We start from the raw sequence: 22,324 nt of genomic DNA, 5'->3' as shown, positions 1-22,324 counted from the left end.
TTCCAAAACTGCTAATAACGCCTTTTATACTGGAATAGACTGGTTAGAGCAAGTCAGACCTGTATAATGAGGTGAACTAGGTGAACGGACATGTAGCGGCGGCAAGCAGCGGACGGGAAGAACGCAGACCGTCCAGGCAGATTAACATTGTGCTGAATAATCAGGCTCCGGCCCCGGTGTCCGGCTTGCCGGCTGATAGCGCAGGCGGCACGGCAGCTCCCAAGCCCGGCAGCCATAGCGGACTGTTCCAGGAGCTGAGCCGGGAGCTGGATGCACTTGTAGGTCTGGATAACATCAAAGAGCTGGTCTTCGAGATCTATGCCCTGCTGCAGGTGGCCCAGATGCGCAGTGAAGCCGGACTTGCCACCGGAGGCCAGGCCTACCATATGGTATTCAAGGGCAATCCGGGGACTGGCAAAACCACGGTTGCACGGATTGTGGCGAAGCTGTTCCAGCGGATGGGTGTGCTCAGCAAAGGGCATCTGATTGAAGTAGAGCGCGCAGATCTGGTAGGCGAATATATCGGACATACTGCCCAGAAGACGCGGGATCTGGTGAAAAAAGCGCTCGGCGGTATTCTCTTCATCGATGAAGCTTACAGTCTGGCCCGCGGCGGAGACAAGGATTTCGGCAAGGAGGCCATCGACACTTTAGTGAAATCGATGGAGGACCACCGCAGCCAGTTTGTCCTGATTCTGGCCGGGTATTCCGGCGAGATTGACTATTTTCTGATGAGCAATCCGGGTCTGCCCTCGCGGTTTCCGATCCAGGTTGAATTTCCCGATTATACCATCGACCAGCTGCTGCAGATTGCCGAGCTGATGGCCAAGGACCGTGATTATATTTTGATGCCGCAGGCCATACTCAGACTCAAGCAGCATTTGCTTATGGAAAAGACAGAGAGTCTGCATGCTTTCAGCAATGCAAGGTATGTACGCAACAGTATTGAGAAGGCGGTACGCGCACAGGCTGTGCGGCTCTTGAACCAGTATGAGAGTACAAGTCCGGGCAAGCAGGAGCTGATGACGCTGCGGACCGAGGATTTCAAAGGATAGTCCAGGAAGAATAGATGAGGAGCATGGAACGAATGGCAACTACAACACATGACACAGAGACAGAAGTGCAGGACCGGGCGATTCTTGTCAGTCTGGTAACTGACAAGATCAAACGCACCGGGATCGACCCTGAGCTCTCGCTCCAGGAGCTGGTACAACTAGCAGAGACCGCCGGGGTGGAAGTGCTGGATGTATTGCGGCAGAATAAGGAGACCCCCGATTCCAGGTGGTTTATCGGTAAAGGTAAGGTGGAAGAGCTTCGGATGGCCGCTGACGGGCTTGGCGCGAATACCGCGATCTTCGATCAGGAGCTGTCCGGGGCGCAGGTGCGTAATCTGGAAGAGGCGCTGGATCTCAAAATCATTGACCGCACACAGCTGATTCTCGATATCTTCGCCGGACGCGCGAAGACCCGGGAAGGGATCATCCAGGTAGAGCTGGCCCAGCTGTCTTATCTGCTGCCGCGCCTGTCCGGGCAAGGCAAGAATCTGTCGCGTCAGGGTGGCGGAATCGGTACGAGAGGTCCCGGAGAGAGCAAGCTGGAGACGGACCGCCGGCATATCCGTGAGCGGATTACAGAGCTGAAGCGCCAGCTGGATGAGGTGGTCAAGACCCGTGAGCTGCACCGTGAACACCGCCGCAAGAGCGGTGCGGTTCAGGTGGCACTGGTAGGCTATACCAACGCGGGCAAATCCACGCTGCTGAAGCAGCTGACCGATGCCGATGTGTACATCGAGAACCAATTGTTCGCTACCCTTGACCCGACTTCGCGTGTGCTTCAGCTTCCGGGCAGCAAGGAGGTCGTGCTTACGGACACCGTCGGCTTCATTCAGAATCTGCCGCATGATCTAGTAGCCTCCTTCCGCGCTACGCTGGAGGAAGTCAATGAAGCCAATCTGGTGCTGCATGTGGTGGATTCCTCTTCTCCGATGCGTGAGGAGCAGATGGAGGTCGTTCAGACGATTCTGCAGGATCTGGGCGCGGCAGGCAAGCCGCAGATCGTATTGTTCAACAAAATCGATCTGTGTCAGCCGGAGCAGCTGGAGATGCTCCCGACCGGTGAAGGCTTCCTAAAGATCAGTGCTTTTAATGAGGAGGACCTCTCACGGATCACGGAGATCATCAACGATCAGCTGGCTGGGGATACTCTAATCTTCCGCATTCCCGGTGACCGCGGGGATCTGTCCTCTCTGCTCTACCGGGTGGGCGAGGTGCTTGAACAGGATTATGACGGAAGCGATGTACTCTATAACGTGAGGCTGAATAAAGAGGACTACGATAAATGGAGCTACAAGCTGGCTGAATTCGTGGAGCCGCAATAATTGCTTATCTGAACCCGTTTGGACTGACTCGGCTGGTTAGAGATGAAGCATCTATATCCCCGCATTGCAACAGTCTGCTTTGGATGCTGATCCAGGCAGGCTTTGCTGTGCGGGTTGTGCCTGATGCATAAGCAGGACATCATTATACAGAATGTTAGGAGAGATGAAGGGGACATGGCAGGATTTGCAGAGGATTTATTACAAGCGGCGGAAGCTGCAGAGCTAGAAATCGAAAGTGCGGTCAAGGCGCTGGACCGGATTGTGGATCATAATCAGTGGAAGGTGATCGAAGCCTTTCAGCGACAGCATGTGAGTGATTTTCACTTCGCGGGTTCTACCGGATATGCCTACAACGACCGGGGGCGCGAGGTGCTGGATCTGGTCTATGCCGAAGTATTCGGTGCGGAAGCGGCGCTAGTCCGGCCGCATTTCGCTTCAGGAACTCATACCATATCTACTGCTCTATTCGGTGTGCTACGGCCCGGAGATGAGCTTCTATACATTACAGGACGCCCTTATGATACGCTGCATAAGGTAGTTGGGAAGCCGGGAGACGGGACAGGCTCTCTGGCAGATTTCGGCATCGGCTACCGGGAGACAGCACTGACAGAAGAGGGGAAGGTTGACTGGGAGGAGGTCGCCTTAGCGATAAATGACAAGACCAAGGTCATCGGAATCCAGCGTTCGCGCGGCTATGACTGGCGTTCGTCCTTCACGGTCGCAGAGATTGGAGAGATGGCAGCGCGGGTAAAAGCCATTAAGCCGGATATAATCGTATTCGTGGATAATTGCTACGGTGAGTTCACCGAGACGCTGGAGCCGCCGCAGGTAGGCGCTGATCTGGTCGCCGGTTCGCTGATCAAGAATCCCGGCGGCGGAATCGCTGAGACCGGCGGTTATATCTGCGGCCGTGCAGAGCTGGTGGAGCTGGCGGCCTACCGCCTGACAGCCCCTGGCATCGGCGGCGAGGTAGGGGCGATGCTCGGCACGACGCGCGGCCTGTATCAAGGCCTGTTCATGGCCCCGCATACGGTGGGACAAGCCGTGAAGGGCAGTATTTTCGCTGCGGCGGTATTCCAGCGCTGCGGCTTCACTACCAAGCCTGCCTGGCATGAGCCGCGTACGGATCTGATTCAGGCGGTGGCTTTTGACGGACCCGAGCATCTGATTGCCTTCGTACAAGGTATCCAGCGCGCAGCAGCGGTAGACAGCCACGTCGTGCCTGAGCCTTGGGACATGCCGGGGTATGAGCATCCAGTCATCATGGCTGCCGGGACCTTCATCCAGGGCGGAAGCCTGGAGCTGTCAGCCGACGCGCCCATCCGCGCACCATATATCGGGTATATGCAAGGCGGATTAACATATTCTCATGTCAAATACGGGGTATTAATGGCTTTGCAGAGTATGAGGGAGCGCAAGTTGTTGTAGTTCTTGAACACATAGGAGGCAGAGGCTGATGAACGAAGCAGAAGCTATCGAAGGATTGTTGCAGATAAGGAGTGCCGACAAGGCTCCGTTAGTCGTCCTGATGTGCGGAGTAGCGGGTTCGGGCAAAACGACGTTTGCGCTTAAGCTGGAGCAGAAGGGGTTCGTCCGGCTGTCCATCGATGAGGATATCTGGAGTACACATGGCCGCTTCGGGATAGATTATCCTGAGGAAGAGTATGAATCCTTGAAGGAACAATCGGAACGCAAGCTGCGCAATGAGCTGGTGCAGCTGGTTCAGGCGAAGCGACATGTGGTGGTGGATTTCAGCTTCTGGCAGCGGCAGCGCCGGGATGATTACAAGCAGCTAATCGGGGAGCATGGCGGGAAATGGGCTGTGATCTTCCTCAAGGTCCAGCCTGAAGAATTACGGCAGCGGCTCCTGCTGAGGAGCGAGCGGATGGATGCCAATGCGGCATTCACCATTACCGAGGAGATTCTGACCCGCTTCCTGAACGGATTCGAGACTCCGGCTGGAGAAGGGGAATGGATCGTTGAAGCATGACATGCCATGAAGCATGTACAGTAAGCCTTTAAGGCCCCCGCAAAGCACCTGTTTCGTCATCGAAGCTGAAGCCCCGTTATATGGGCGGATTTTGCCTGCGGATTGCTCTTTGTGATATACTTCGGGGAAGCCAATCCCATGCATTTGACACTTTGATCTGTTAATCTCACAAAGGGTGAAAGAAATCTTGTGAGAAAAACTCACATACCATTGACACGCCATATTAGGAAATGTACAATGAGATGAGAAAAAGATCATTGGAAGGTTGGATGAGTCATGGGTGATGAAATCCGCAGAAATATGGCATTATTTCCTATTGGAATCGTAATGAAGTTAACAGATCTATCCGCCAGACAAATTCGTTATTATGAGCAGCACAGCCTGATCGTACCTGCGCGTACCTCCGGCAACCAGCGTTTGTTCTCTTTTAATGATGTGGAACGTCTGCTTGAGATCAAGGCGTTGATTGAGAAGGGTGTTAATATTGCCGGCATTAAGCAGGTGATGAATCCTGTCTCGAAGGAATCTGAAGAAGCTACGGTTATTACCCCTGACACAGAGGTGAGACGTAGAGAGTTGTCTGATTCGCAGCTTCACCGTCTGCTGAAGCAGGAGCTGGTTTCCGGTAAAAGACCGGGACAAGTGTCTCTAATTCAAGGTGAGCTATCCCGGTTTTTTAATAAATAATATAGAGCTGTTGAAAGGGAGAGGGTAACGTGAGCTTTACTAAAGAGGATATTCTGCGCATTTCCAAGGACGAGAACGTCCGGTTTATTCGCCTGCAATTCACCGATTTGCTGGGAACGATCAAGAATGTAGAGATTCCGGTAAGCCAGCTTGAAAAAGCACTCGACAATAAAATGATGTTCGATGGCTCTTCTATCGAAGGTTATGTGCGGATTGAAGAATCCGACATGTATCTGTATCCTGACCTGAGCACCTGGGTTATCTTCCCTTGGGTGACTGACAGCCGTGTGGCACGTCTGATTTGTGATGTGTACATGCCGGATGGCACACCGTTTGCCGGAGACCCGCGTGGTATCCTCAAGCGTTGTCTGCAGGAAGCGGAAGAAATGGGCTTCACAGCTATGAATGTCGGACCGGAGCCGGAATTCTTCCTGTTCAGAACAGATGAGAAGGGCAATCCGACTACAGAGCTGAATGACCAGGGTGGTTATTTCGATCTGGCGCCGATGGATCTTGGGGAGAACTGCCGCCGCGAAATCGTATTGACACTGGAAGAGATGGGCTTTGAAATTGAAGCCTCCCACCATGAAGTAGCTTCCGGCCAGCATGAAATTGACTTCAAATATGCCGATGCCATCAAGGCAGCGGATCAGATTCAGACCTTCAAGCTTGTCGTGAAGACGGTAGCCCGCCATCACGGCCTGCATGCAACCTTTATGCCTAAGCCGCTGTTCGGTATGAACGGATCTGGTATGCACGCTCACCAATCCCTGTTCAAAGGCAAAGAGAATATGTTCTACGATGAGAGTGATAAGCTGGGCCTTAGCAAGACTGCCCGTTATTACATGGCGGGGATTCTGAAGCACGCACGTGCTTTTGCAGCGATTACTAACCCGACGGTCAACTCTTACAAACGTCTGGTACCTGGTTATGAAGCACCTTGTTATGTAGCTTGGTCTGCTAGTAACCGTAGCCCGATGATCCGTATTCCGGCTTCGAGAGGACTTAGCACACGCGTTGAGGTTCGTAACCCGGACCCTGCGGCTAACCCTTACCTTGCACTCGCTGTTATGCTGAAGGCAGGTCTGGATGGAATCAAGCGTCAGCTGGATCTTCCGGCTCCTATCGACCGTAACATCTATGTGATGTCCGAAGAAGAGCGGATCGAAGAAGGCATCCCAAGTCTGCCAGCCGATCTGAAGGAAGCCCTGAACGAAATGATCCGCAGCCACGTGATCACAGAAGCCCTCGGCGAACACGCCCTGGCCCACTTCTACGAGCTGAAGGAAATTGAATGGGACATCTACCGCACCCAGGTTCACGAGTGGGAAAGAGATCAGTACATGACATTGTACTAGGATACAGCAGCCCCCGGCGCTATACGCGCTGGGGTTTTTTTTGTATGTGGACGCGGGAGGATTTCTTTTTGTTTTTAACGATGTTCTACTCCAAAATAAAGGACTGTCCCAGTAGCCATTTCATGGCTTTTGGAACAGCCCCTTGTAATTCATCTTAGCAATGCCGCCGACGTTTTTTATGCTTACAAACGATAATCGCTTTTTGACCCGGGTGCAGTTTTACGACAATTACTTTTCGATGCTTCGGGCAAGACATAGTAGCTGCCTCCTATTGATTTGACATATAACAGAATATGTTCCTGGGATCAATATGGAGTGGACGTAATTACTACACTTCAATAAAGGGGCGGGTTAACCAACCTCTCCTCGAAAATTGTTCAATCCCCACCAAGCCCCTGCAAATTAGAGGGGAATTGGAGCCACTGCCTCTTTTTGCGGGGACAGGAGCCTTGTAGAACTCTTGGGATAATTCGGATTTAGGAGAATCTAAATAGCCAGTCACCGGTGGATTTCCGGCGACTGGCTGTTTGAACTTTCAAGATGTTGTGATCCCTGTCCCGTAAACAGGGGGGACCGCCACCTTAAGTGGTCTGGGGGCTTCAATTCATTATCATGAATAAGCTCTAGCTGCGACTCCGTATTGATAATCGAATCTAGTAGCTCCATTATCTTATGAAACTTTAATGGTATAGACTCCTGCTGGCCCGGCATGTCCTTCTTTGTAAACTTGATAACCGTTACTTGCCGTAGTATGCCCATTAAAATAAACCGAACCATTAGGCGAATATATTATTATTTTCATTCCTTTGTGGTTTTTGTCTACCAAATAAAATCTCAAAAAGCTTCCATCACTTTTATCATAATTAAATGTGTACGTTTCGACGGAACTTAATAAATACGTATCCCGACTATTAAATACGTCACCCATTATGGTTATAGCTTTTGTTTTGAGAAAGAGGTTTGGACATTATCTGCGAAAGAGGTACCAGGTAGGCAAGCTAATGCTACAACAGACAAAACCATCAAAAATAGATAAATGAAAGCTCAATTCATAAAATAGAAAGCTATAGGATAATTAAAAATAATCGTAAAAAATGAAAGAGATCAGTACATGACGCTTTACTAGGATACAAGCAGCCCCTGTCGCTATACACGCTGGGGGCTTTTTATATTTCTGGGCCTGACTACAGCCGCAGAAATTTGGGCTACAGCAGGAATTGGAATGGCCATAGGAGACAGTATGTATCTCATTGGCATAGGGGTTGCCCTGATCCTTTTTTTGGGACAGATCATTCTTCACGGGCAGATCAGCTGGTTGAATTCCCCGATGATAGAGCGGGTCACACTTGTAACGGATCATGATGAGAAGACCTTAGAACAATTGTTGAAACTGCTGAAAGAGCATGATATTTCAGTGTTGACCTTTGATGCATAAAAAGACGCAGAGTATACAACCATTGTTATGATGGTTAACTTTCAACGCAAAGCCCCACATGGAGGCACTACTCGCGGTTTTGATTCGGGAATCCCATATTATCCGCATGCAAGTAGAATTAACCGTAGTGTACAGTAATAAGCCCCAAACATAACAAAGTTACCGAAGCGAGAGCTTCCGTACTACTCCTTATCTGGTTGCGGAAATCTGTGACAGGCATATCACACCGCAGCTTATGCCTACCACCTCCGGGAGATCGTGATCTCAGCGGTTATAAGGTATGGATCGAGAGCGTATCGGTCTGGGTTCGCACATAAGTTCAGACATCATAAAAACAGTCGGGGACTGAACGTCATCGGCTGTTTTTACTGACGAAATAGCGATGATCTGCTAATCTTTGGATAGAGGTGATTTGATGAAAATAACTGAGTACATAGCAATATATGCTGCAATAATAGCTACATCAACTTTTGCATGGAATGTCTTAACATGGAGACTCAATAAACGAAGACTTAAATTGGAATGTAGAATTGTTTTTTTAAGAGGAACTGAGGAAAGTCCGCATGCTGGTGACTTTGTTGAATACAAATTGATTAATCTAACGGATAAACCATTACGCGTGAATAGTATTTCAGGGACAATTAAAATGAGTGAGGGTAGGGGGAACTTTTCATTAGCTGGTGTTGCAAATTCAGAAACTATAAGTCCAATGGACTCCACACTGTTTTATAAAGAGGCACCTCATGTTTTTCATAAAAAACTTAGGTCACTATATGTTGAGGATTCGTTAGGCAGGAAATATAAATTAAAGAAATCCGTTCTAAGAAAATTAAAGAAGAAAAGCAAAGAGTACTCAAAGGCCTATGAAAGTAGTGAAGATCTCATTGCTTTTAATCCTCCGTTGAGAGCAGTGGATTGACAATAAATTAATTTGTGGCACTATAGTATCAAAAACAGTACTTATAATATAACAATCTTTAGTTAAGTCTTATTTTGAATTCAGCATCCCGTTTTGTGAAGCTATTTTATCATTAGTAAATTCAACTGTTTTTTTAAAATTTGATACTCCGTATGTAATAGATAAAGGAAGAATGTCTGATATGCGAAATCTTGTTTGATTACAACGAAAACATGATGAAGTCATGTGTATTTTAAAAATATAAGTATTTCTTCATAGCATCTAGTTTTTAAGGGCTCGGCTTGGAAAAAAGGTTTTTTATGTCCAATAAGGGCCTCGGATCTATTGAATACAACTTAAACGGTAAGTACAAAAAGCTGACTGGATATGTTGGTATTGATGATCATTCCAAAGATAGTGCTAATCCAGGAACAGTTAAATTTATTGCGGATGGGAAGGAAGTATACTATTCATCTGAAATGTTAGGTGGAGATTTACCAAAAGAAATCAATTTGGATATGTCTGGTGTACTTAAATTAAGAATTGAGTTCACAATTATAGGAGAAGATTATAAAAGTTCAACCATGATAGATATTGTAGAAGCTAAGCTTTTTTAATAGCGGAGGTTTCAGATGGCAAGAAGAAAGAGTAAGGCGAAGCAGGAAGGAGAGCGGATGCGGAGCGGACGCCACTGATCTGGCCAGTCTTCCAGCACAAAGTAATTGTATACATTTTCAGAAGGGGCTGTCCCAAAAGCCATGAAATGGCTGCTTGGGACAGCCCCTTGTTTATCATTTTGAATCCAACAGTAATTGAGTGATAGCTGAAAGAAGATCTGGCGTATGAGCTACTTCAAACTCAGGACCTTGCCGAGGAGCTCTACCATGTGGTCGAATATTTAATCGAAGACAAGGCTTTCCTGTAAAACCATTTTCAACATAAGTTACTCTTAAGCTTTCGACTCCCTTCACCGTTTCAATTTCTACAAATTTTTGATTAGACGAGTCAGTTTTAATTTCATGGCCCATTTTAGCCCTCCTACAAATATTTACTACTCGGTAGTTCGTACGAAAATCACACTGGTACCAAGGTTTACGGTCTTAACCTTCCAACCGGCATTTAACCAAGAGTGGGCTTGTGTTCGGCTGGGGTGCATTGTGTTAGCCCACCAAGTTCGATCGGTGTGAGAAGAATCAGGAAGTTTATCTCCGAGAATCCTTTCAATTTCAGAGTAGGACATCTCAACCTCAATCTGATTTTTTAAATAATCTTCAAGACGGGAATATTTGTTCATAGATATCCTCCTTATGTTTCCTAAATTATACATCAATATCCGGTGGGCTGACATGTAGCATGGCCAGAGAACGCAGTAATGCCAAAGTTAGTGAATGCTAAAATATAAGTAGCTCCTTAATTTAATTATGATAAAAGTGGGAGGCACTGTAATGAATAAGACAGAAAGTATTACAAAAAGAATGAGAGCTTTCAAACAAAGGATACCAGTATACCGCAAGAGCCCAAAAACTTTCTTCAAAGAGATCCTTAACTTCATCCCAGATCAATGGCAAAGTGAAGTTTCAAGTGATATTGCAAATCATTGGTTCGTGACAGTTTGATCAGGCCAAGGAGTGGGAAAGACTACTCTTGAAGCAGTCATAGCCTTATGGTTCCTTTGTTGCTTCCCCTATCCTCGCGTAGTTTGTACGGCGCCTACAAGGCGGCAGCTAAATGATGTCTTATGGGCATAAATCAGTAAGTGGCAATCCAAAAGTCCAATATTAAAACGTATCCTTAAATGACTAAAACCAAGGTATACATGAAGAACCATGAGGAACGTTGGTTTGCTACAGTAATGACAGCGACCAAGCCGGAGAACATGCAGGGATTTCACGAGGATTACATGCTATTCATTGTTGGTGAAGCATCAGGGGTAAAAGATAGGATCATGGCTGCATCTTCGGTACGCTGTCCGACGAATATAATAAATTATTTATGTGCGGGAACCCAACTAAAATGAGTGGGTTCTTTTTTAATTCTCATAATAGAGACCGGACAATCTACAAAACGCATCAGGTATCATGCCTGAATAGACCGCGCACCCCAGCAAAGAAAACATTGAAATGCTCAACGCAAGTATGGCGAGGGCAGTGACGTATATCGTGTTCGGGTGCAGGTTCAGTTCCCACGCGGTGAGGCTGGCACATTCATAACTCTTGAAGCGGCGGAGCAATGCAGCCAAATAGGTGCAGATTAAAGCAACCGGAACAACATTGCTTATCGGAGTAGACGTTGCACGTTACGGTGATGATGAAAAAGCGATGTATGCTGGTATCGGTAAGAAGACAGTTGGACGGCATAGCCACTTCAAAGAAAGCACAATGGTTACGGTGGGAAATGCGATTCGATTGGCAAAAGATATGCTTCAGCAGCACCCGGAAATTGAATATGTTAAATTCAATGTCGATGATACCGGAGTCGGCAGCGTTACGGATCGTCTTATTGAAGTGATCAAAGAAGAAGTTTATGGCTGGGAAGTGGTGCCGGTTAACAACGGTTCATCATCGCTGGATGAGTATTGCGCTAACCTAGTCACGGAGATGTGGCAGTCCATCAGGACGGACTTGGAAACTAATCTGACCAACTTCATCAATGGAGATCCTGGAGTCATGCAATTACCAGACGATGATACCTTGATCTCTCAATTGGCTACAAGGAAGTGGCGTATGACTTCAAAAGGGAAGATGATTCTGGAGAGTAAGGACGATATGAAGAAGCGCGGACTCAAGTCCCCCGACCGAGCTGACGCTTACGTGCTTACCTTTGGAGAATTTATGGTCGAAGCACCTGAACATATCATGGTTCCGTCCATTGGTGGCGTGACTATCAGGAGGCAATAAACATGTATGCTTCCTAGTATTGGAGGTGTTACAATAAAGCGAGGTTAAAAATGGAATATTTTATTTGGAGGGGGAATTTAATTGGAAGAAGCATTAAAAGAAGAAAAAAGAGAACCTATTAAATGCTTTGTAATGATGCCTATTGCAGATATTCCGGAGTATGGTGCAGGACATTTTGATAGAGTATATAAACATCTCATTATTCCAGCATGTGTAAAAGCGGGTTTCAAGGCTTCGCGAGCTGATGATACAAAATCATCAAACCTAATCATCCTTGATATACTGCAACAAATTTATAATGCTGATATGGTTATCTGTGATTTAAGTGCTAAAAATCCAAACGTGATGTATGAATTGGGTATTCGACAAGCCTTCGAACTTCCTACTGTCTTAATAAAGGATGATATCACTTCAAGAATATTCGATATTTCAAGTCTTAGAGATGTGGAATATGATCATACATTGAGAATAGACACGGTTGGGGTATCGATTGATGCTCTTAGCGATGCGCTTACTTCAACTTATAATGCTTTTGTCAACGGAGAAAAGAAACACATAAATTCAATTGTATCATTGCTTGGAATATCTCCCGCAAAAGTACACCAAACTGAAATTAGTCAGGATACATCACTGATACTAGATTCAATTAAACAATTGTATTCTAGGATAAATGCAATTGAAAACGATAAAGATAACAGAATAACATACTATATAAACAATGATAACAATGATAACAAGACAACTTTTTTTGAGAAAGGTGATAGTGTTAAAACTCGGGATGGGCGTTCTGGCACAATATTTGATTTTCATGAAGGACAAGCGGTAGTTAGAATTGATGATACCGATAACACTATTGATATTGTCCCATTAAATGAGTTGAAGAAACCAGTCTATAGAAAATCCATTAAAATATAAATTCATAAATCCGTAGTAACCCCGAATAAAACCAATGATATTATTAATCCATAGAAGTATGAACTAATACCGAAGGTCAGGAAGCTTTTCCTGGCTTCTTTTTTTATGCCATGAATAAACAAAAAGTCGCCATAAATAGAGAGGTGACAGTCCCCACCCTGAGCGCGAGGAGATTATTTTATATTGTGCTGAAGACATACCAAAAGAACAGGCCTCCTAAAGCTAGCCCAGCAGTCATACCAAGTAGCACTCCAATAATGACTTTTTCAGATCTGTTGTATTTCTTCAAATGATCACCCGATGCTTCCTATATATTCTTCCTTTAGGGGGAATATTTGATTGTAAGTAAACTCTCCACGATAACATCACTTAAATAGTGAAGTCTTAGATTAGTCTTCAATGGGAACCGAGGACCGGAAGGCATACCATAGCAGTCCATAAGCTATTCCGAAGTAAAGGAGTATACCCAGTATGGATATGGACAGAAGAATGATGATAACTTTATTTCCATTCATACATTTACCTCCTAAATAAAAAACTCTCCCAATATTAAAGTGTGGGGGAGAGATTGAAGATGAGGACTAAGCAAAGCCCTTACATCATAATATAAAGGAATTATAATTCCAGATCAATCCACTTCATTTTACATACTATTCCATCTCCTATATACTTAACCAGAAGAGAATCCTAGTGGCAGACATGGGAGCGGATGATGAAGAATACATATAAGATTATACTTTCGCTGATGCTCATCCTGGCGTTGATAGGTCCGGTGGCTGGGGCGGAAGGAGCGGCTGTGCCAGCGGAGACCCAAGCTAGGATCATGGAGCAATATGGGCTGGATGCGCCGGCTCTGCCGTTGTGGGATTGGAGCAGCGTTGATATCGGGGGCAGTGGTATTGGCAGTGGGATGCTGTTCGTGTACCGGATGATATTGAATCCGCTGGGGGTCATGTTGCTAGAGATACTATATATTCTGTAGTAGAGGGGGAAAAGAATGAATTCGCGTTATGATACGCCAAGCCCTGCACGCAGAGTCCGCAGGAGATCGGGCGGTAAGTCGTTTCTGGTCCTTATCCTTGTTCTGATTGTGATGGCGGTTACGAATCCGGGAAAGGAAGCATTCAGTGAATATTCTGTAAAGAATCTGGAAAATACGCTCGGTCAGGAAATAGGCGACGGAATTACCAAGCAGGTGGCCCAGCCTGTAATTGAGTCTTTGACCGTGAGGGATAACTACATTTTGTTTTCTGTATTCAGTGTACCGGACCTTAAGAATACCAATTTTTTTACCCGGGATGGCGGGGCCACGAAGAAGTATATCGGATTGTTCAAAATCCTGTTTATTAAGCTGTAAATATGGTTTACATATTGTTCCATGACCCGGTATAATTGAATAGATTCGAGACGGAATCTTTAATATGGTTGTGGAACAAGGAGGAACGAAGTTGAATACGGCTTATAAAGTACTGTCCAGTGATGCTGATCTATTCGCTGCCGCACTGGCACAGGTACAGGTCTACGTCGTTCAGCTGGTTGATGGCAAACCGCATGTGATTGCTGATTATGCCGGACCTGTACAGAAATGGACACCGGAGTACATTGTGCTGGCCGGAATGACTTATAGACGCGATGAATTTGAATTCCGGGTACGATTGAACAAAAAGTAAGCAGATTCGCTGCCCACTACCTGCAGCTCTAACTAACATTACTGCCGAATCACACAATCTTTGGAGCCATTCTTGGCATCTCTTATACTATCCAAGTGTAAAAGAGGTGTACAGATGAGCCAAAGAGAACGTAACCGGATTCGCAGAGCCATTAATGTCCTGCTGACACAGCGGGCAATTCTGCTGGAGAGACTGGAAGAAATCAATGAGAATCTGCGCAGAGTGCCTAGAGGTTCGCGGGCCAGAAGAGAACTGCTGGCAGCCAGAGAATCGATCCGCGAGGCCATCCGTTTGAATACGGTGGCTATCCGTCTGTTGAGAAGTGTGCTGTAGTCTGTATCCGCTCTAATTCATATGAGTCACAGGAACCCTTGGGACGCAATCTGGCGTCTCAAGGGTTTTTGCGACTTTCCTATTCCCGGATGGTGACACGTGTACCTATGGGAACGAGGGCGGCTAGAGCCAGAACATCTGCGTTATACATACGAATACAGCCGTGTGAGACCATGTGGCCGATGGAGGATGGGTCATTGGTTCCGTGGATGCCGTAATGCGGTTTGGACAGTCCCATCCAGAAGGCACCGAACGGACCGCCCGGATTGGGCTGTTTGTTAATGATGGTGTATTCGCCTACAGGCGAGACGGTTAACATTTTGCCGATGCCGACAGGGAAGCCTCTGGTGACAACGTCATTATCCAGCAGGTACAGCATGCGCTGTGACAGATCGACGATAATTCGGTAATTGGGCATACAGATCAGCACTCCTTTGTAACAGGATATGTGCGGAGCTGAGCAGCGGTTCACAGAAAAAGTGGCCAAAAAGCCGAATGAGAACAAATGTTTGCATTCGGCTTTTTGGCCACTACACGAAGTAAAATGAACATAAAACAGGCTGCTTCGCATGGTGCGGAGCAGCCTGTTCTTAAGCGGGGAGTAGATTAGTGGATATCGCGGAATAATCCGATGACCCGGCCCAAAATCGTAACGCGGTTGAGGCGGAGAGGCTCGTACGCCGGATTCTCCGGCTGCAGCCTGATATGATCCCGTTCCTTGTAGAAGGTCTTGACAGTTGCTTCATCTTCTTCGGTCATCGCTACAACAATATCGCCGTTGTCGGCAGTCTGCTGCTGGCGCACGATGACATAATCCCCGTTCATAATTCCGGCATCCACCATACTGTCACCAAGAACAGATAGCATAAATACCTTGTTATCGCCTACATAATGAGCAGGCAATGGGAAGTAATCCTCAATATTCTCTGTAGCTGTAATAGGAACACCAGCTGTAACCTTACCCACGACCGGGATGCGGGTAACGGTCTGGACAAATTGATGCACATTCTCTGAATCTTCCTGGCCGAGTAATTCAATGGCACGCGGTTTCGTTGGGTCACGCCGGATCAGGCCCTTCTTCTCAAGCCGGTCCAAGTGACCATGCACGGTAGAGCTGGAGGCCAGGCCGACAGCCTCGCCAATCTCGCGGACGGACGGAGGATAACCCTTGCTGCGGACTTCATTACGTATAAATTCCAGGATCGCCAGCTGACGACTAGAAATCTTTGACATCGGTATCAACCCCATATACTATGTTTGGGAAAATTATAACATAGAACTTCCGTTCGTACAAACATAAGTTCTAAAATGAGGAAAATAAGAGAATGAAAATAAAGAGAACAAATGTTCCGAAAAAACTATTGATCGAAACACATGTTCGTGTTATATTATTTTCGAAAGCAAGAACATGTGTTTGGAGGATGATGATCATGTTAAAGTATAGTACATACAACAGCATCTACAATAATGAGGATATCAAGGTGTCCGCTCCCGGTAATCCAACTGCTTATAGTTATGTAACCAAGATCAAGGACGGGATTCTTCATAGTCTCGCTGCGCTCTCATCACTATTCCGTCAGGTCAGCCTGATGAAGCTGGTCCTGGTGCTGATGCTTGTTATTTCGGGATTCACTGTGGTGGGGAATGTTTTTGCCGGTTCGGTCTCTTCACTGAAGCCGGATAAACGGATCGTAGTCGAACGCGGAGATACCTTATGGAGTATTGCGTTAAGCAACAAGCCTGAGGACATGAAGACTGCCGTATATATAGAAGGAATAATGAAGACGAATCATTTGGAGAACAGCGGCATTAAGGCCGGAGATATTCTGACTTTACCTTTATACTGAAGGAATATGTCAGACTAATGATCGACTGTGAGAGCTTTCAGGGGGTAGACCTTGACAAGCTCTTTTTCTCATGGCAAAGTTAAAATGAATTTAGAGGGAGGGAAACGTATTGAATATTGACGAATTGGTCGCACGCATCAATGAATTGGCACGCAAAGCTAAGAACGGCGGCCTGAATGACGAGGAACTGGCTGAACGTGCCAAGCTCCGCGAGATGTACCTGGGGAATATCCGCACTAACTTTCGGGCCCAGCTTGATACCATCGAAATTGTGGACAATCCGGAGCATGAAGAAGGCAATAACGGACTTAAGCATTAGCCTGTTGCCTTTTCATAGATAATACAGGATGACTAGGGGGAACTTACATGGCCCGTTCTTGGGAAAGAATGGTTCAACGCAACACAAAGCAAATTAACCAGCAAAGAAAGAAGCAGGGGAAGGACTCCATTTACACTTCCAGCACTAAGACTGCCGCGAAAAGCATCGATATTTTCAAAGGCCGCAATATTGTATTCCCCGTTGTACTGATGCTGCTCGGTATCATGTTCTGGGTGGTCGGCTCAATTGACGAAGCCAAAGGAAGCGGGATTCTAGCTAACTGGCTGGGTGTAGTGCTGTACTTCCTGCTCGCTGCGCTGCTGTTCTTCCGCCGTCCGTTCCTTAAGGTTGAGCGTGCGCGTATCTCTACTATTAAATACAACCGCGAACGCTTCCTGGCTGCGGCGGATATTGAGAAGATCACTTTATCGCGCAGTGTAGTTACCATTAAGTATAAGGGTAAGCGCAAGCAGTGGATTTTCTCCAAGCTGATTAACCGTTATGACACTGCTGCGATGGGGGAACGCCTGGAGCAGTTCGCCAAGAACAACAACATTGAGGTCGTGCACGAATAGGAAGACAGACCAGCATATAGGGAGTGGGAGAACAAATGCCGATTACCGCCGTACTATTTGACCTTGACGATACTCTGCTGTGGGATGACCGCAGTGTGGAAGAAGCCTTCCGCTATGCTTGTGAGGCTGCTGGAGATTCCGTTGATCCCGGAGAGCTGGAAGCTGCTGTACGCAGGGAAGCCCGTACACTGTACGAATCCTATGAGACGTATCCGTTCACGAAGCTGATCGGTATTAACCCGTATGAAGCGCTGTGGGCGAACTTCACTGCCGGTGAGCAGACTGAGTTCCGTCAACTGGAACAGCTTGCCCCTGTCTACCGTAAGGAATCCTGGCGCCGTGGCCTGGCCTCACTCGGGGTAGAGGATGAAGCGCTGGCTGCACAGCTGGCTGACAAGTTCGCCGCAGAGCGCCGCAGCCGTCCTTATATCTATGAGGAGACGCTTCAGGTGCTGGACGAGCTGCGCGGTAAGGTGAAGCTGCTGCTGCTGACGAACGGCTGCCCGGCCCTTCAGCAGGAGAAGCTGGATGGTGTGCCGGAGCTTACCCCGTATTTTGACCACATTGTGATTTCGGGAAGCTTCGGCAAAGGCAAGCCGGACAAGGGAATCTTCGAGCATGCGCTCGGACTGCTGGATATTGCACCGGAACAAGGTATAATGGTGGGCGATAAGCTTACGACAGATATTCTTGGGGGCTTGTCTGCCGGACTGACCACGGTCTGGATCAACCGCAATAGCAAAGCCTCGGACCCGGAGATTACGCCGGATTACCAGATCAGCCATCTTTCAGAGCTTCTGCCGCTGGTAGACTCCTTATAATTGAATTCTATGAGGCCAGTATCCTATTTTAGGATATTGGCTTTTTTTTATAAAGATATGACTATTCTCATGTTCACGAGTGAATCATGCAGCTTCTTTAAGGCAAATTGAATAAAATGTGTATAATAAGAAGAGTAGCGATCTGACTTTCATTGTAATATAGAATGGATATGTTCGTGGATGAAGAAGAATCTACCTATGAACCGGGAGGACTTCAGATGATGAAGCCAAGGATACGCAGGGGACTTATATGCATTGTAATGGGGATGACGCTAGCCGGATGCTCGGGGAATAAGGAAAATGAGATGCAGATGCATGCTGCGGCCAATTCCTCCATGTCACCGATTAAGGTGGAGCTGAGCTGGACCCCGGAGGAAGTAACCGCAGGGACGGCAGTTAGCTTCAAGGCTGTGGTGACACAGGACGGTGAACCAGTGGATGATGCGAGAGAAATAATGTTTGAGGTCAACGAGGCAGCGGATAAGACCAAGAAGGTTGAAATCAAGGGTGAAAGTGCCGGAGAAGGGGCTTATGTCGGGGAACATACCTTTGCAGAGGCAGGCGAATTCAGTGTCACTTCACATGTGACTGCCCGGACGCAGCATTCCATGCCAAGCAAGAAACTTGTGGTAGCGCCGTAATAGAAATGAAATCAATGGAAATACAAATAATGCAGGGTGGAAAGGAAGGCTTTCCGAAATCTCTTTATTCTGCTAAAATTACTCTAATGTTTCACTGGGGGGATGGAAAGTGGCCAAATACACACTTGCTGAGAGCTTGCAGCAGCGCATATTGATACTGGATGGAGCTATGGGTACCATGATTCAACAGGTGCCGCTCACCGGCGAGGATTTCGGCGGGGATGACCTGGATGGCTGTAATGAAATGCTGGTGCTGACCCGGCCGGAGGTTATACAGGACATTCATGAGAAATACCTGGAGGCCGGTGCGGATCTGATTGAGACGAACACCTTCGGTGCCACTTCAGTGGTGCTTGCCGAATATGATATACAGGACCGTGCCCGGGAGATTAACCTTGCGGCCGCCAGACTTGCACGTAATGCCGCAGATAAATATGATACACCGCAGCGCCCGCGTTATGTTGTAGGAGCTATGGGACCGACCACGAAGACGCTCTCTGTCACCGGGGGAGTCACCTTCAAGGAGCTTATAGACAGCTATGAAGAACAGGCGGTTGCCCTGATCGACGGCAAGGTGGACGCGCTGCTCCTGGAGACATCCCAGGATACCCTGAACGTGAAGGCTGGAAGCATTGGTATCCGTAACGCCTTCGAGAAGAGCGGAATTACGCTGCCGGTGATGATTTCAGGAACGATTGAACCTATGGGAACTACACTTGCCGGTCAGAATATAGAAGCCTTCTATATTTCGCTGGAGCATCTGAAGCCGGTGTCCATTGGACTGAACTGTGCTACCGGACCGGAGTTCATGCGGGATCATATCCGTTCGCTGTCCGCGATCTCTTCAGCGGCCGTCAGCTGTTACCCGAACGCAGGTCTGCCGGATGAGAACGGGAATTATCATGAATCCCCGGATTCCCTGGCCCGTAAGCTGGGCGGCTTCGCGGAGAAGGGCTGGCTGAACATTGCCGGCGGCTGCTGCGGAACGACTCCTGATCATATCCGGGCGATGGCTGAAGTGATGGCGGCTTACCCGCCGCGTAAGCTTGACGGCCAGCATCCTCCGGCCTTATCGGGGATAGAGCCGGTGTACGTGGAGAGTGAGAACCGTCCGTATATGGTCGGTGAACGGACCAATGTCCTCGGTTCCCGGAAGTTCAAGCGTCTAATTGTCGAGGGGAAATATGAGGAAGCTTCGGAGATAGCCCGTGCCCAGGTGAAGAGCGGCGCACAGGTTATTGATGTCTGCGTGCAGGACCCGGACCGGGATGAGACGGAAGACATCATGCGGTTCCTGGAGCTGGTGGTGAAGAAGGTCAAGGTGCCGTTAATGATCGATACGACGGACCCGAAGGTCATTGATCTGGCCTTGCAGTATTGTCAGGGTAAAGCGATCATTAACTCCATTAACCTTGAAGATGGTGAAGAAAAATTCGAGCATGTCACACCTCTGATTCATAAATACGGAGCAGCGATTGTTGTTGGCACCATCGACGAGACCGGCCAGGCTATCCTGGCTTCGGACAAGCTGGAGGTGGCCAGACGTTCCTACGATCTGCTGGTCAACAAATACGGTCTGGCTCCCGAGGATCTGATCTTCGATACCCTGGTATTCCCTGTAGGAACCGGAGATGAGCAGTATATCGGCTCCGCCAAAGAGACGATTGACGGCATCCGTCTGATCAAGGAGGCCATGCCTGCTGTTCACACGATTCTCGGTATCAGTAATGTCTCCTTCGGTCTGCCGGAAGCCGGCCGCGAGGTGCTCAATTCGGTATTCCTGTACGAGTGCACCAAGGCCGGTCTGGATTATGCCATTGTGAACACCGAGAAGGTGGAGCGGTACGCATCGATCCCTGAAGAGGAGCGCAAGCTTGCAGAAGAGCTGATCTATAATACGAATGACGATACCTTGTCTGCGTTCGTGGCGGCTTTTCGCGGCAAAAAGGTGGAGAAGAAGGAGAAGATCTCCAATCTCTCTCTGGAGGAGCGCTTAGCTTCCTATGTGGTAGAAGGCACTAAGGAGGGGCTGATTCCGGATCTGGATGAAGCGCTGAAGACCTCACCTCCGCTGGAGATCATTAATGGACCGCTGATGGCGGGGATGTCTGAAGTAGGACGGCTGTTCAATAACAATGAATTAATCGTGGCAGAGGTACTCCAGAGTGCGGAGGTCATGAAGGCCTCTGTAAGCCATCTGGAGCAGTTCATGCAGAAGGATGAGACCTCGGTTAAGGGGAGAATCATGCTTGCGACCGTCAAGGGTGATGTGCATGATATCGGTAAAAACCTGGTCGAGATTATTCTCTCCAACAACGGTTATGAGATCGTCAATCTGGGGATCAAGGTTCCGCCAGAGAATATTATTGAAGCCTTCCGCAAGGAAAAGGCTGACGCCATCGGCTTGTCGGGACTGCTGGTGAAGTCGGCGCAGCAGATGGTGCTGACTGCGCAGGATCTTCGGTCCGCCGGTATTGATGTGCCGATTATGGTGGGCGGTGCGGCACTGACCCGCAAATTCACCAAGACCCGAATCCGTCCGGAATATGACGGACTCGTCTTATACGCGAAGGATGCCATGGACGGTCTGGATATCGCCAACCGGCTGATGAACCCGCTGGAGCGGGTGAAGATTGAGGAGGAGGTCCGCGAGGAGGCTGAGGCTGCCGTAGCTGTCGCTCCGCAAGCGCCGCTTCCCGAGCTTACGCGCGCAGTCCGCTCCAAAATCTCTGGTGATGCTCCGGTGTTCACCCCGCCTGATCTGGAGCGTCATGTCCTGCGGAATTATCCGCTGGGACATGTGATTCCTTATGTAAATATGCAGATGCTGCTCGGCCATCATCTCGGTCTGCGCGGCTCTGTAGAGGCGCAATTGGCAGCGCGGGACCCGCGTACGGTAGAATTGAAAGAGACCGTTGACGATATTCTGCATCAGGCGATGCTCGAAGGCACGATCGTCCCGCATGCGATGTACCAGTTCTTCCCGGCCCAGTCACGCGGGAATGACATTCTGATCTATGATCCGCAGGATCAGGCTAAGGTACTGCATACCTTCACCTTCCCGCGCCAGAATGTGGAGCCGTATCTCTGCCTTGCTGATTTCCTGAAGCCAGTGGAGAGCGGAGTCATGGACTATGTTGGCTTCCTGGTGGTTACTGCGGGACATGGTGTCCGTGAATTATCGACTGAACTTAAGGATAAAGGAGATTATCTCCGTTCCCATGCTCTGCAGGCAGTCGCTCTTGAAGTCGCAGAGGGTCTGGCTGAACGTGTCCATCATATGATGCGCGATACCTGGGGATTCCCGGACCCGGCAGATATGACTATGAAGCAAAGACATGGCGCGCGTTACCAGGGCATCCGTGTATCCTTCGGCTACCCGGCCTGCCCGGATCTGGAGGATCAGGGGCCGTTATTCAAGCTCATGAAGCCTGAGGATATCGGCGTGCAGCTTACCGAGGGCTTCATGATGGAGCCGGAGGCTTCTGTCTCGGCGATGGTCTTTGCCCACCCTGAAGCGCAGTACTTCAATGTGGAGAAGCTCTGAGCCATCCACATGCT

At 48.2% G+C, this 22,324-nt stretch carries 27 protein-coding genes; 22 read left to right on the top strand and 5 right to left on the bottom strand.

The window, feature by feature from the left end:
- Positions 1-80: 80 nt before the first annotated feature.
- The 9 genes from NST69_RS16650 (at position 81) to NST69_RS16610 (ending at position 9,362) form a co-directional block, all read left to right on the top strand.
- Positions 81-1,055: an AAA family ATPase gene (locus tag NST69_RS16650; RefSeq protein WP_209880048.1), complete on the top strand. Its 975-nt coding sequence runs from the start codon at positions 81-83 to the stop codon at positions 1,053-1,055.
- 32 nt (positions 1,056-1,087) lie between these two features.
- Positions 1,088-2,377, top strand: a complete 1,290-nt coding sequence (gene hflX, locus NST69_RS16645) for a GTPase HflX (protein ID WP_339248922.1) — start codon at positions 1,088-1,090, stop codon at positions 2,375-2,377.
- Positions 2,378-2,551: 174 nt separating this feature from the next.
- Positions 2,552-3,805, top strand: a complete 1,254-nt coding sequence (locus NST69_RS16640; RefSeq protein WP_342546321.1) for a methionine gamma-lyase family protein — start codon at positions 2,552-2,554, stop codon at positions 3,803-3,805.
- A 28-nt stretch (positions 3,806-3,833) separates the two neighbouring features.
- The gene (locus NST69_RS16635; protein WP_342546319.1) at positions 3,834-4,367 is read left to right on the top strand and encodes an AAA family ATPase; all 534 of its coding nucleotides are present in this window, start codon (positions 3,834-3,836) and stop codon (positions 4,365-4,367) included.
- 276 nt (positions 4,368-4,643) lie between these two features.
- Positions 4,644-5,054: a MerR family transcriptional regulator gene (locus tag NST69_RS16630; protein WP_019910684.1), complete on the top strand. Its 411-nt coding sequence runs from the start codon at positions 4,644-4,646 to the stop codon at positions 5,052-5,054.
- 29 nt (positions 5,055-5,083) lie between these two features.
- Positions 5,084-6,412, top strand: a complete 1,329-nt coding sequence (gene glnA / locus NST69_RS16625) for a type I glutamate--ammonia ligase (RefSeq protein ID WP_036724635.1) — start codon at positions 5,084-5,086, stop codon at positions 6,410-6,412.
- Positions 6,413-7,634: 1,222 nt separating this feature from the next.
- Positions 7,635-7,847 (top strand): hypothetical protein, encoded by a 213-nt coding sequence (locus NST69_RS16620; RefSeq protein ID WP_342546277.1) that lies wholly within the window; start codon positions 7,635-7,637, stop codon positions 7,845-7,847.
- A 415-nt stretch (positions 7,848-8,262) separates the two neighbouring features.
- Positions 8,263-8,766 (top strand): hypothetical protein, encoded by a 504-nt coding sequence (locus NST69_RS16615; protein WP_342546276.1) that lies wholly within the window; start codon positions 8,263-8,265, stop codon positions 8,764-8,766.
- A gap of 299 nt (positions 8,767-9,065) precedes the next feature.
- The gene (locus NST69_RS16610; RefSeq protein WP_342546274.1) at positions 9,066-9,362 is read left to right on the top strand and encodes an NPCBM/NEW2 domain-containing protein; all 297 of its coding nucleotides are present in this window, start codon (positions 9,066-9,068) and stop codon (positions 9,360-9,362) included.
- A gap of 174 nt (positions 9,363-9,536) precedes the next feature.
- Here NST69_RS16610 and NST69_RS16605 read toward each other — a convergent pair whose 3' ends face one another.
- Both NST69_RS16605 and NST69_RS16600 read right to left on the bottom strand, forming a co-directional pair.
- The gene (locus NST69_RS16605) at positions 9,537-9,773 is read right to left on the bottom strand and encodes a hypothetical protein (protein ID WP_342546273.1); all 237 of its coding nucleotides are present in this window, start codon (positions 9,771-9,773) and stop codon (positions 9,537-9,539) included.
- A 23-nt stretch (positions 9,774-9,796) separates the two neighbouring features.
- The gene (locus tag NST69_RS16600) at positions 9,797-10,039 is read right to left on the bottom strand and encodes a hypothetical protein (protein ID WP_342546272.1); all 243 of its coding nucleotides are present in this window, start codon (positions 10,037-10,039) and stop codon (positions 9,797-9,799) included.
- Between the two features lie 151 nt (positions 10,040-10,190).
- Here NST69_RS16600 and NST69_RS16595 point away from each other — a divergent pair, with 151 nt between their 5' ends.
- The 3 genes from NST69_RS16595 to NST69_RS16585 all read left to right on the top strand — a co-directional run bounded on the left by NST69_RS16595 (position 10,191) and on the right by NST69_RS16585 (position 12,557).
- Positions 10,191-10,361, top strand: coding sequence for a hypothetical protein (locus NST69_RS16595; RefSeq protein WP_342546271.1), 171 nt, complete (start codon positions 10,191-10,193; stop codon positions 10,359-10,361).
- A gap of 627 nt (positions 10,362-10,988) precedes the next feature.
- Positions 10,989-11,642: a hypothetical protein gene (locus NST69_RS16590; protein WP_342546269.1), complete on the top strand. Its 654-nt coding sequence runs from the start codon at positions 10,989-10,991 to the stop codon at positions 11,640-11,642.
- Positions 11,643-11,723: 81 nt separating this feature from the next.
- Positions 11,724-12,557, top strand: coding sequence for a hypothetical protein (locus NST69_RS16585; RefSeq protein ID WP_342546266.1), 834 nt, complete (start codon positions 11,724-11,726; stop codon positions 12,555-12,557).
- 389 nt (positions 12,558-12,946) lie between these two features.
- Here the strand turns inward: NST69_RS16585 and NST69_RS16580 are convergent, their stop codons facing one another.
- A complete protein-coding gene (locus NST69_RS16580; RefSeq protein WP_342546265.1) occupies positions 12,947-13,072 on the bottom strand; it encodes a hypothetical protein in 126 nt (41 codons plus the stop codon).
- 194 nt (positions 13,073-13,266) lie between these two features.
- Here NST69_RS16580 and NST69_RS16575 point away from each other — a divergent pair, with 194 nt between their 5' ends.
- The 4 genes from NST69_RS16575 (at position 13,267) to NST69_RS16560 (ending at position 14,560) form a co-directional block, all read left to right on the top strand.
- Entirely contained in the window at positions 13,267-13,539 is a 273-nt protein-coding gene (locus NST69_RS16575; protein WP_342546264.1) for a hypothetical protein, read from the top strand.
- A 15-nt stretch (positions 13,540-13,554) separates the two neighbouring features.
- Complete coding sequence (locus tag NST69_RS16570) at positions 13,555-13,914, top strand: hypothetical protein (protein WP_342546263.1); 360 nt, start codon at positions 13,555-13,557, stop codon at positions 13,912-13,914.
- Between the two features lie 91 nt (positions 13,915-14,005).
- A complete protein-coding gene (locus NST69_RS16565) occupies positions 14,006-14,227 on the top strand; it encodes a hypothetical protein (protein ID WP_036695469.1) in 222 nt (73 codons plus the stop codon).
- Positions 14,228-14,341: 114 nt separating this feature from the next.
- A complete protein-coding gene (locus tag NST69_RS16560) occupies positions 14,342-14,560 on the top strand; it encodes a hypothetical protein (RefSeq protein WP_036726416.1) in 219 nt (72 codons plus the stop codon).
- A 79-nt stretch (positions 14,561-14,639) separates the two neighbouring features.
- On the opposite strand, the gene NST69_RS16555 is transcribed toward NST69_RS16560, so the two are convergent.
- Together NST69_RS16555 and lexA are read right to left on the bottom strand one after the other, a co-directional pair.
- Positions 14,640-14,978: a L,D-transpeptidase gene (locus NST69_RS16555; RefSeq protein ID WP_076079347.1), complete on the bottom strand. Its 339-nt coding sequence runs from the start codon at positions 14,976-14,978 to the stop codon at positions 14,640-14,642.
- A gap of 188 nt (positions 14,979-15,166) precedes the next feature.
- Complete coding sequence (gene lexA, locus NST69_RS16550) at positions 15,167-15,793, bottom strand: transcriptional repressor LexA (RefSeq protein ID WP_036695466.1); 627 nt, start codon at positions 15,791-15,793, stop codon at positions 15,167-15,169.
- A 197-nt stretch (positions 15,794-15,990) separates the two neighbouring features.
- Between lexA and NST69_RS16545 the strand changes: the two genes are divergently transcribed.
- The 6 genes from NST69_RS16545 to metH all read left to right on the top strand — a co-directional run bounded on the left by NST69_RS16545 (position 15,991) and on the right by metH (position 22,310).
- Positions 15,991-16,407, top strand: coding sequence for a LysM peptidoglycan-binding domain-containing protein (locus NST69_RS16545; RefSeq protein WP_342546256.1), 417 nt, complete (start codon positions 15,991-15,993; stop codon positions 16,405-16,407).
- Positions 16,408-16,516: 109 nt separating this feature from the next.
- A complete protein-coding gene (locus NST69_RS16540) occupies positions 16,517-16,726 on the top strand; it encodes a DUF896 domain-containing protein (protein WP_036726418.1) in 210 nt (69 codons plus the stop codon).
- 47 nt (positions 16,727-16,773) lie between these two features.
- Entirely contained in the window at positions 16,774-17,301 is a 528-nt protein-coding gene (locus tag NST69_RS16535) for a hypothetical protein (RefSeq protein WP_036726420.1), read from the top strand.
- 35 nt (positions 17,302-17,336) lie between these two features.
- On the top strand, positions 17,337-18,122 hold the full coding sequence (locus tag NST69_RS16530; protein WP_342546255.1) for an HAD-IA family hydrolase: 786 nt from the start codon (positions 17,337-17,339) through the stop codon (positions 18,120-18,122).
- Positions 18,123-18,340: 218 nt separating this feature from the next.
- Entirely contained in the window at positions 18,341-18,763 is a 423-nt protein-coding gene (locus NST69_RS16525) for a FixH family protein (protein WP_342546252.1), read from the top strand.
- Positions 18,764-18,872: 109 nt separating this feature from the next.
- Entirely contained in the window at positions 18,873-22,310 is a 3,438-nt protein-coding gene (metH, locus tag NST69_RS16520; RefSeq protein WP_342546250.1) for a methionine synthase, read from the top strand.
- Positions 22,311-22,324 lie beyond the last annotated feature (14 nt).

It is taken from the genome of Paenibacillus sp. FSL P2-0089 (genome assembly GCF_038595095.1).
Classification (GTDB): domain Bacteria; phylum Bacillota; class Bacilli; order Paenibacillales; family Paenibacillaceae; genus Paenibacillus_AQ; species Paenibacillus_AQ silagei.
Note: the sequence above shows the minus strand (reverse complement) of the source record. Positions and strands in the feature narration are given on the sequence as shown.

Excerpts from the sequence above, each read along its gene's own strand:
- hflX (WP_339248922.1), top strand. The coding sequence starts at position 1,088 with ATGGCAACTACAACACATGACACAGAGACAGAAGTGCAGGACCGGGCG.
- NST69_RS16640 (WP_342546321.1), top strand. The coding sequence starts at position 2,552 with ATGGCAGGATTTGCAGAGGATTTATTACAAGCGGCGGAAGCTGCAGAG.
- NST69_RS16635 (WP_342546319.1), top strand. The coding sequence starts at position 3,834 with ATGAACGAAGCAGAAGCTATCGAAGGATTGTTGCAGATAAGGAGTGCC.
- NST69_RS16630 (WP_019910684.1), top strand. The coding sequence starts at position 4,644 with ATGGGTGATGAAATCCGCAGAAATATGGCATTATTTCCTATTGGAATC.
- NST69_RS16620 (WP_342546277.1), top strand. The coding sequence starts at position 7,635 with ATGGCCATAGGAGACAGTATGTATCTCATTGGCATAGGGGTTGCCCTG.
- NST69_RS16615 (WP_342546276.1), top strand. The coding sequence starts at position 8,263 with ATGAAAATAACTGAGTACATAGCAATATATGCTGCAATAATAGCTACA.
- NST69_RS16610 (WP_342546274.1), top strand. The coding sequence starts at position 9,066 with ATGTCCAATAAGGGCCTCGGATCTATTGAATACAACTTAAACGGTAAG.
- NST69_RS16605 (WP_342546273.1), bottom strand. The coding sequence starts at position 9,773 with ATGGGCCATGAAATTAAAACTGACTCGTCTAATCAAAAATTTGTAGAA.
- NST69_RS16600 (WP_342546272.1), bottom strand. The coding sequence starts at position 10,039 with ATGAACAAATATTCCCGTCTTGAAGATTATTTAAAAAATCAGATTGAG.
- NST69_RS16595 (WP_342546271.1), top strand. The coding sequence starts at position 10,191 with ATGAATAAGACAGAAAGTATTACAAAAAGAATGAGAGCTTTCAAACAA.
- NST69_RS16580 (WP_342546265.1), bottom strand. The coding sequence starts at position 13,072 with ATGAATGGAAATAAAGTTATCATCATTCTTCTGTCCATATCCATACTG.
- NST69_RS16575 (WP_342546264.1), top strand. The coding sequence starts at position 13,267 with ATGATGAAGAATACATATAAGATTATACTTTCGCTGATGCTCATCCTG.
- NST69_RS16570 (WP_342546263.1), top strand. The coding sequence starts at position 13,555 with ATGAATTCGCGTTATGATACGCCAAGCCCTGCACGCAGAGTCCGCAGG.
- NST69_RS16560 (WP_036726416.1), top strand. The coding sequence starts at position 14,342 with ATGAGCCAAAGAGAACGTAACCGGATTCGCAGAGCCATTAATGTCCTG.
- NST69_RS16555 (WP_076079347.1), bottom strand. The coding sequence starts at position 14,978 with ATGCCCAATTACCGAATTATCGTCGATCTGTCACAGCGCATGCTGTAC.
- lexA (WP_036695466.1), bottom strand. The coding sequence starts at position 15,793 with ATGTCAAAGATTTCTAGTCGTCAGCTGGCGATCCTGGAATTTATACGT.
- NST69_RS16545 (WP_342546256.1), top strand. The coding sequence starts at position 15,991 with ATGTTAAAGTATAGTACATACAACAGCATCTACAATAATGAGGATATC.
- NST69_RS16535 (WP_036726420.1), top strand. The coding sequence starts at position 16,774 with ATGGCCCGTTCTTGGGAAAGAATGGTTCAACGCAACACAAAGCAAATT.
- NST69_RS16530 (WP_342546255.1), top strand. The coding sequence starts at position 17,337 with ATGCCGATTACCGCCGTACTATTTGACCTTGACGATACTCTGCTGTGG.
- NST69_RS16525 (WP_342546252.1), top strand. The coding sequence starts at position 18,341 with ATGATGAAGCCAAGGATACGCAGGGGACTTATATGCATTGTAATGGGG.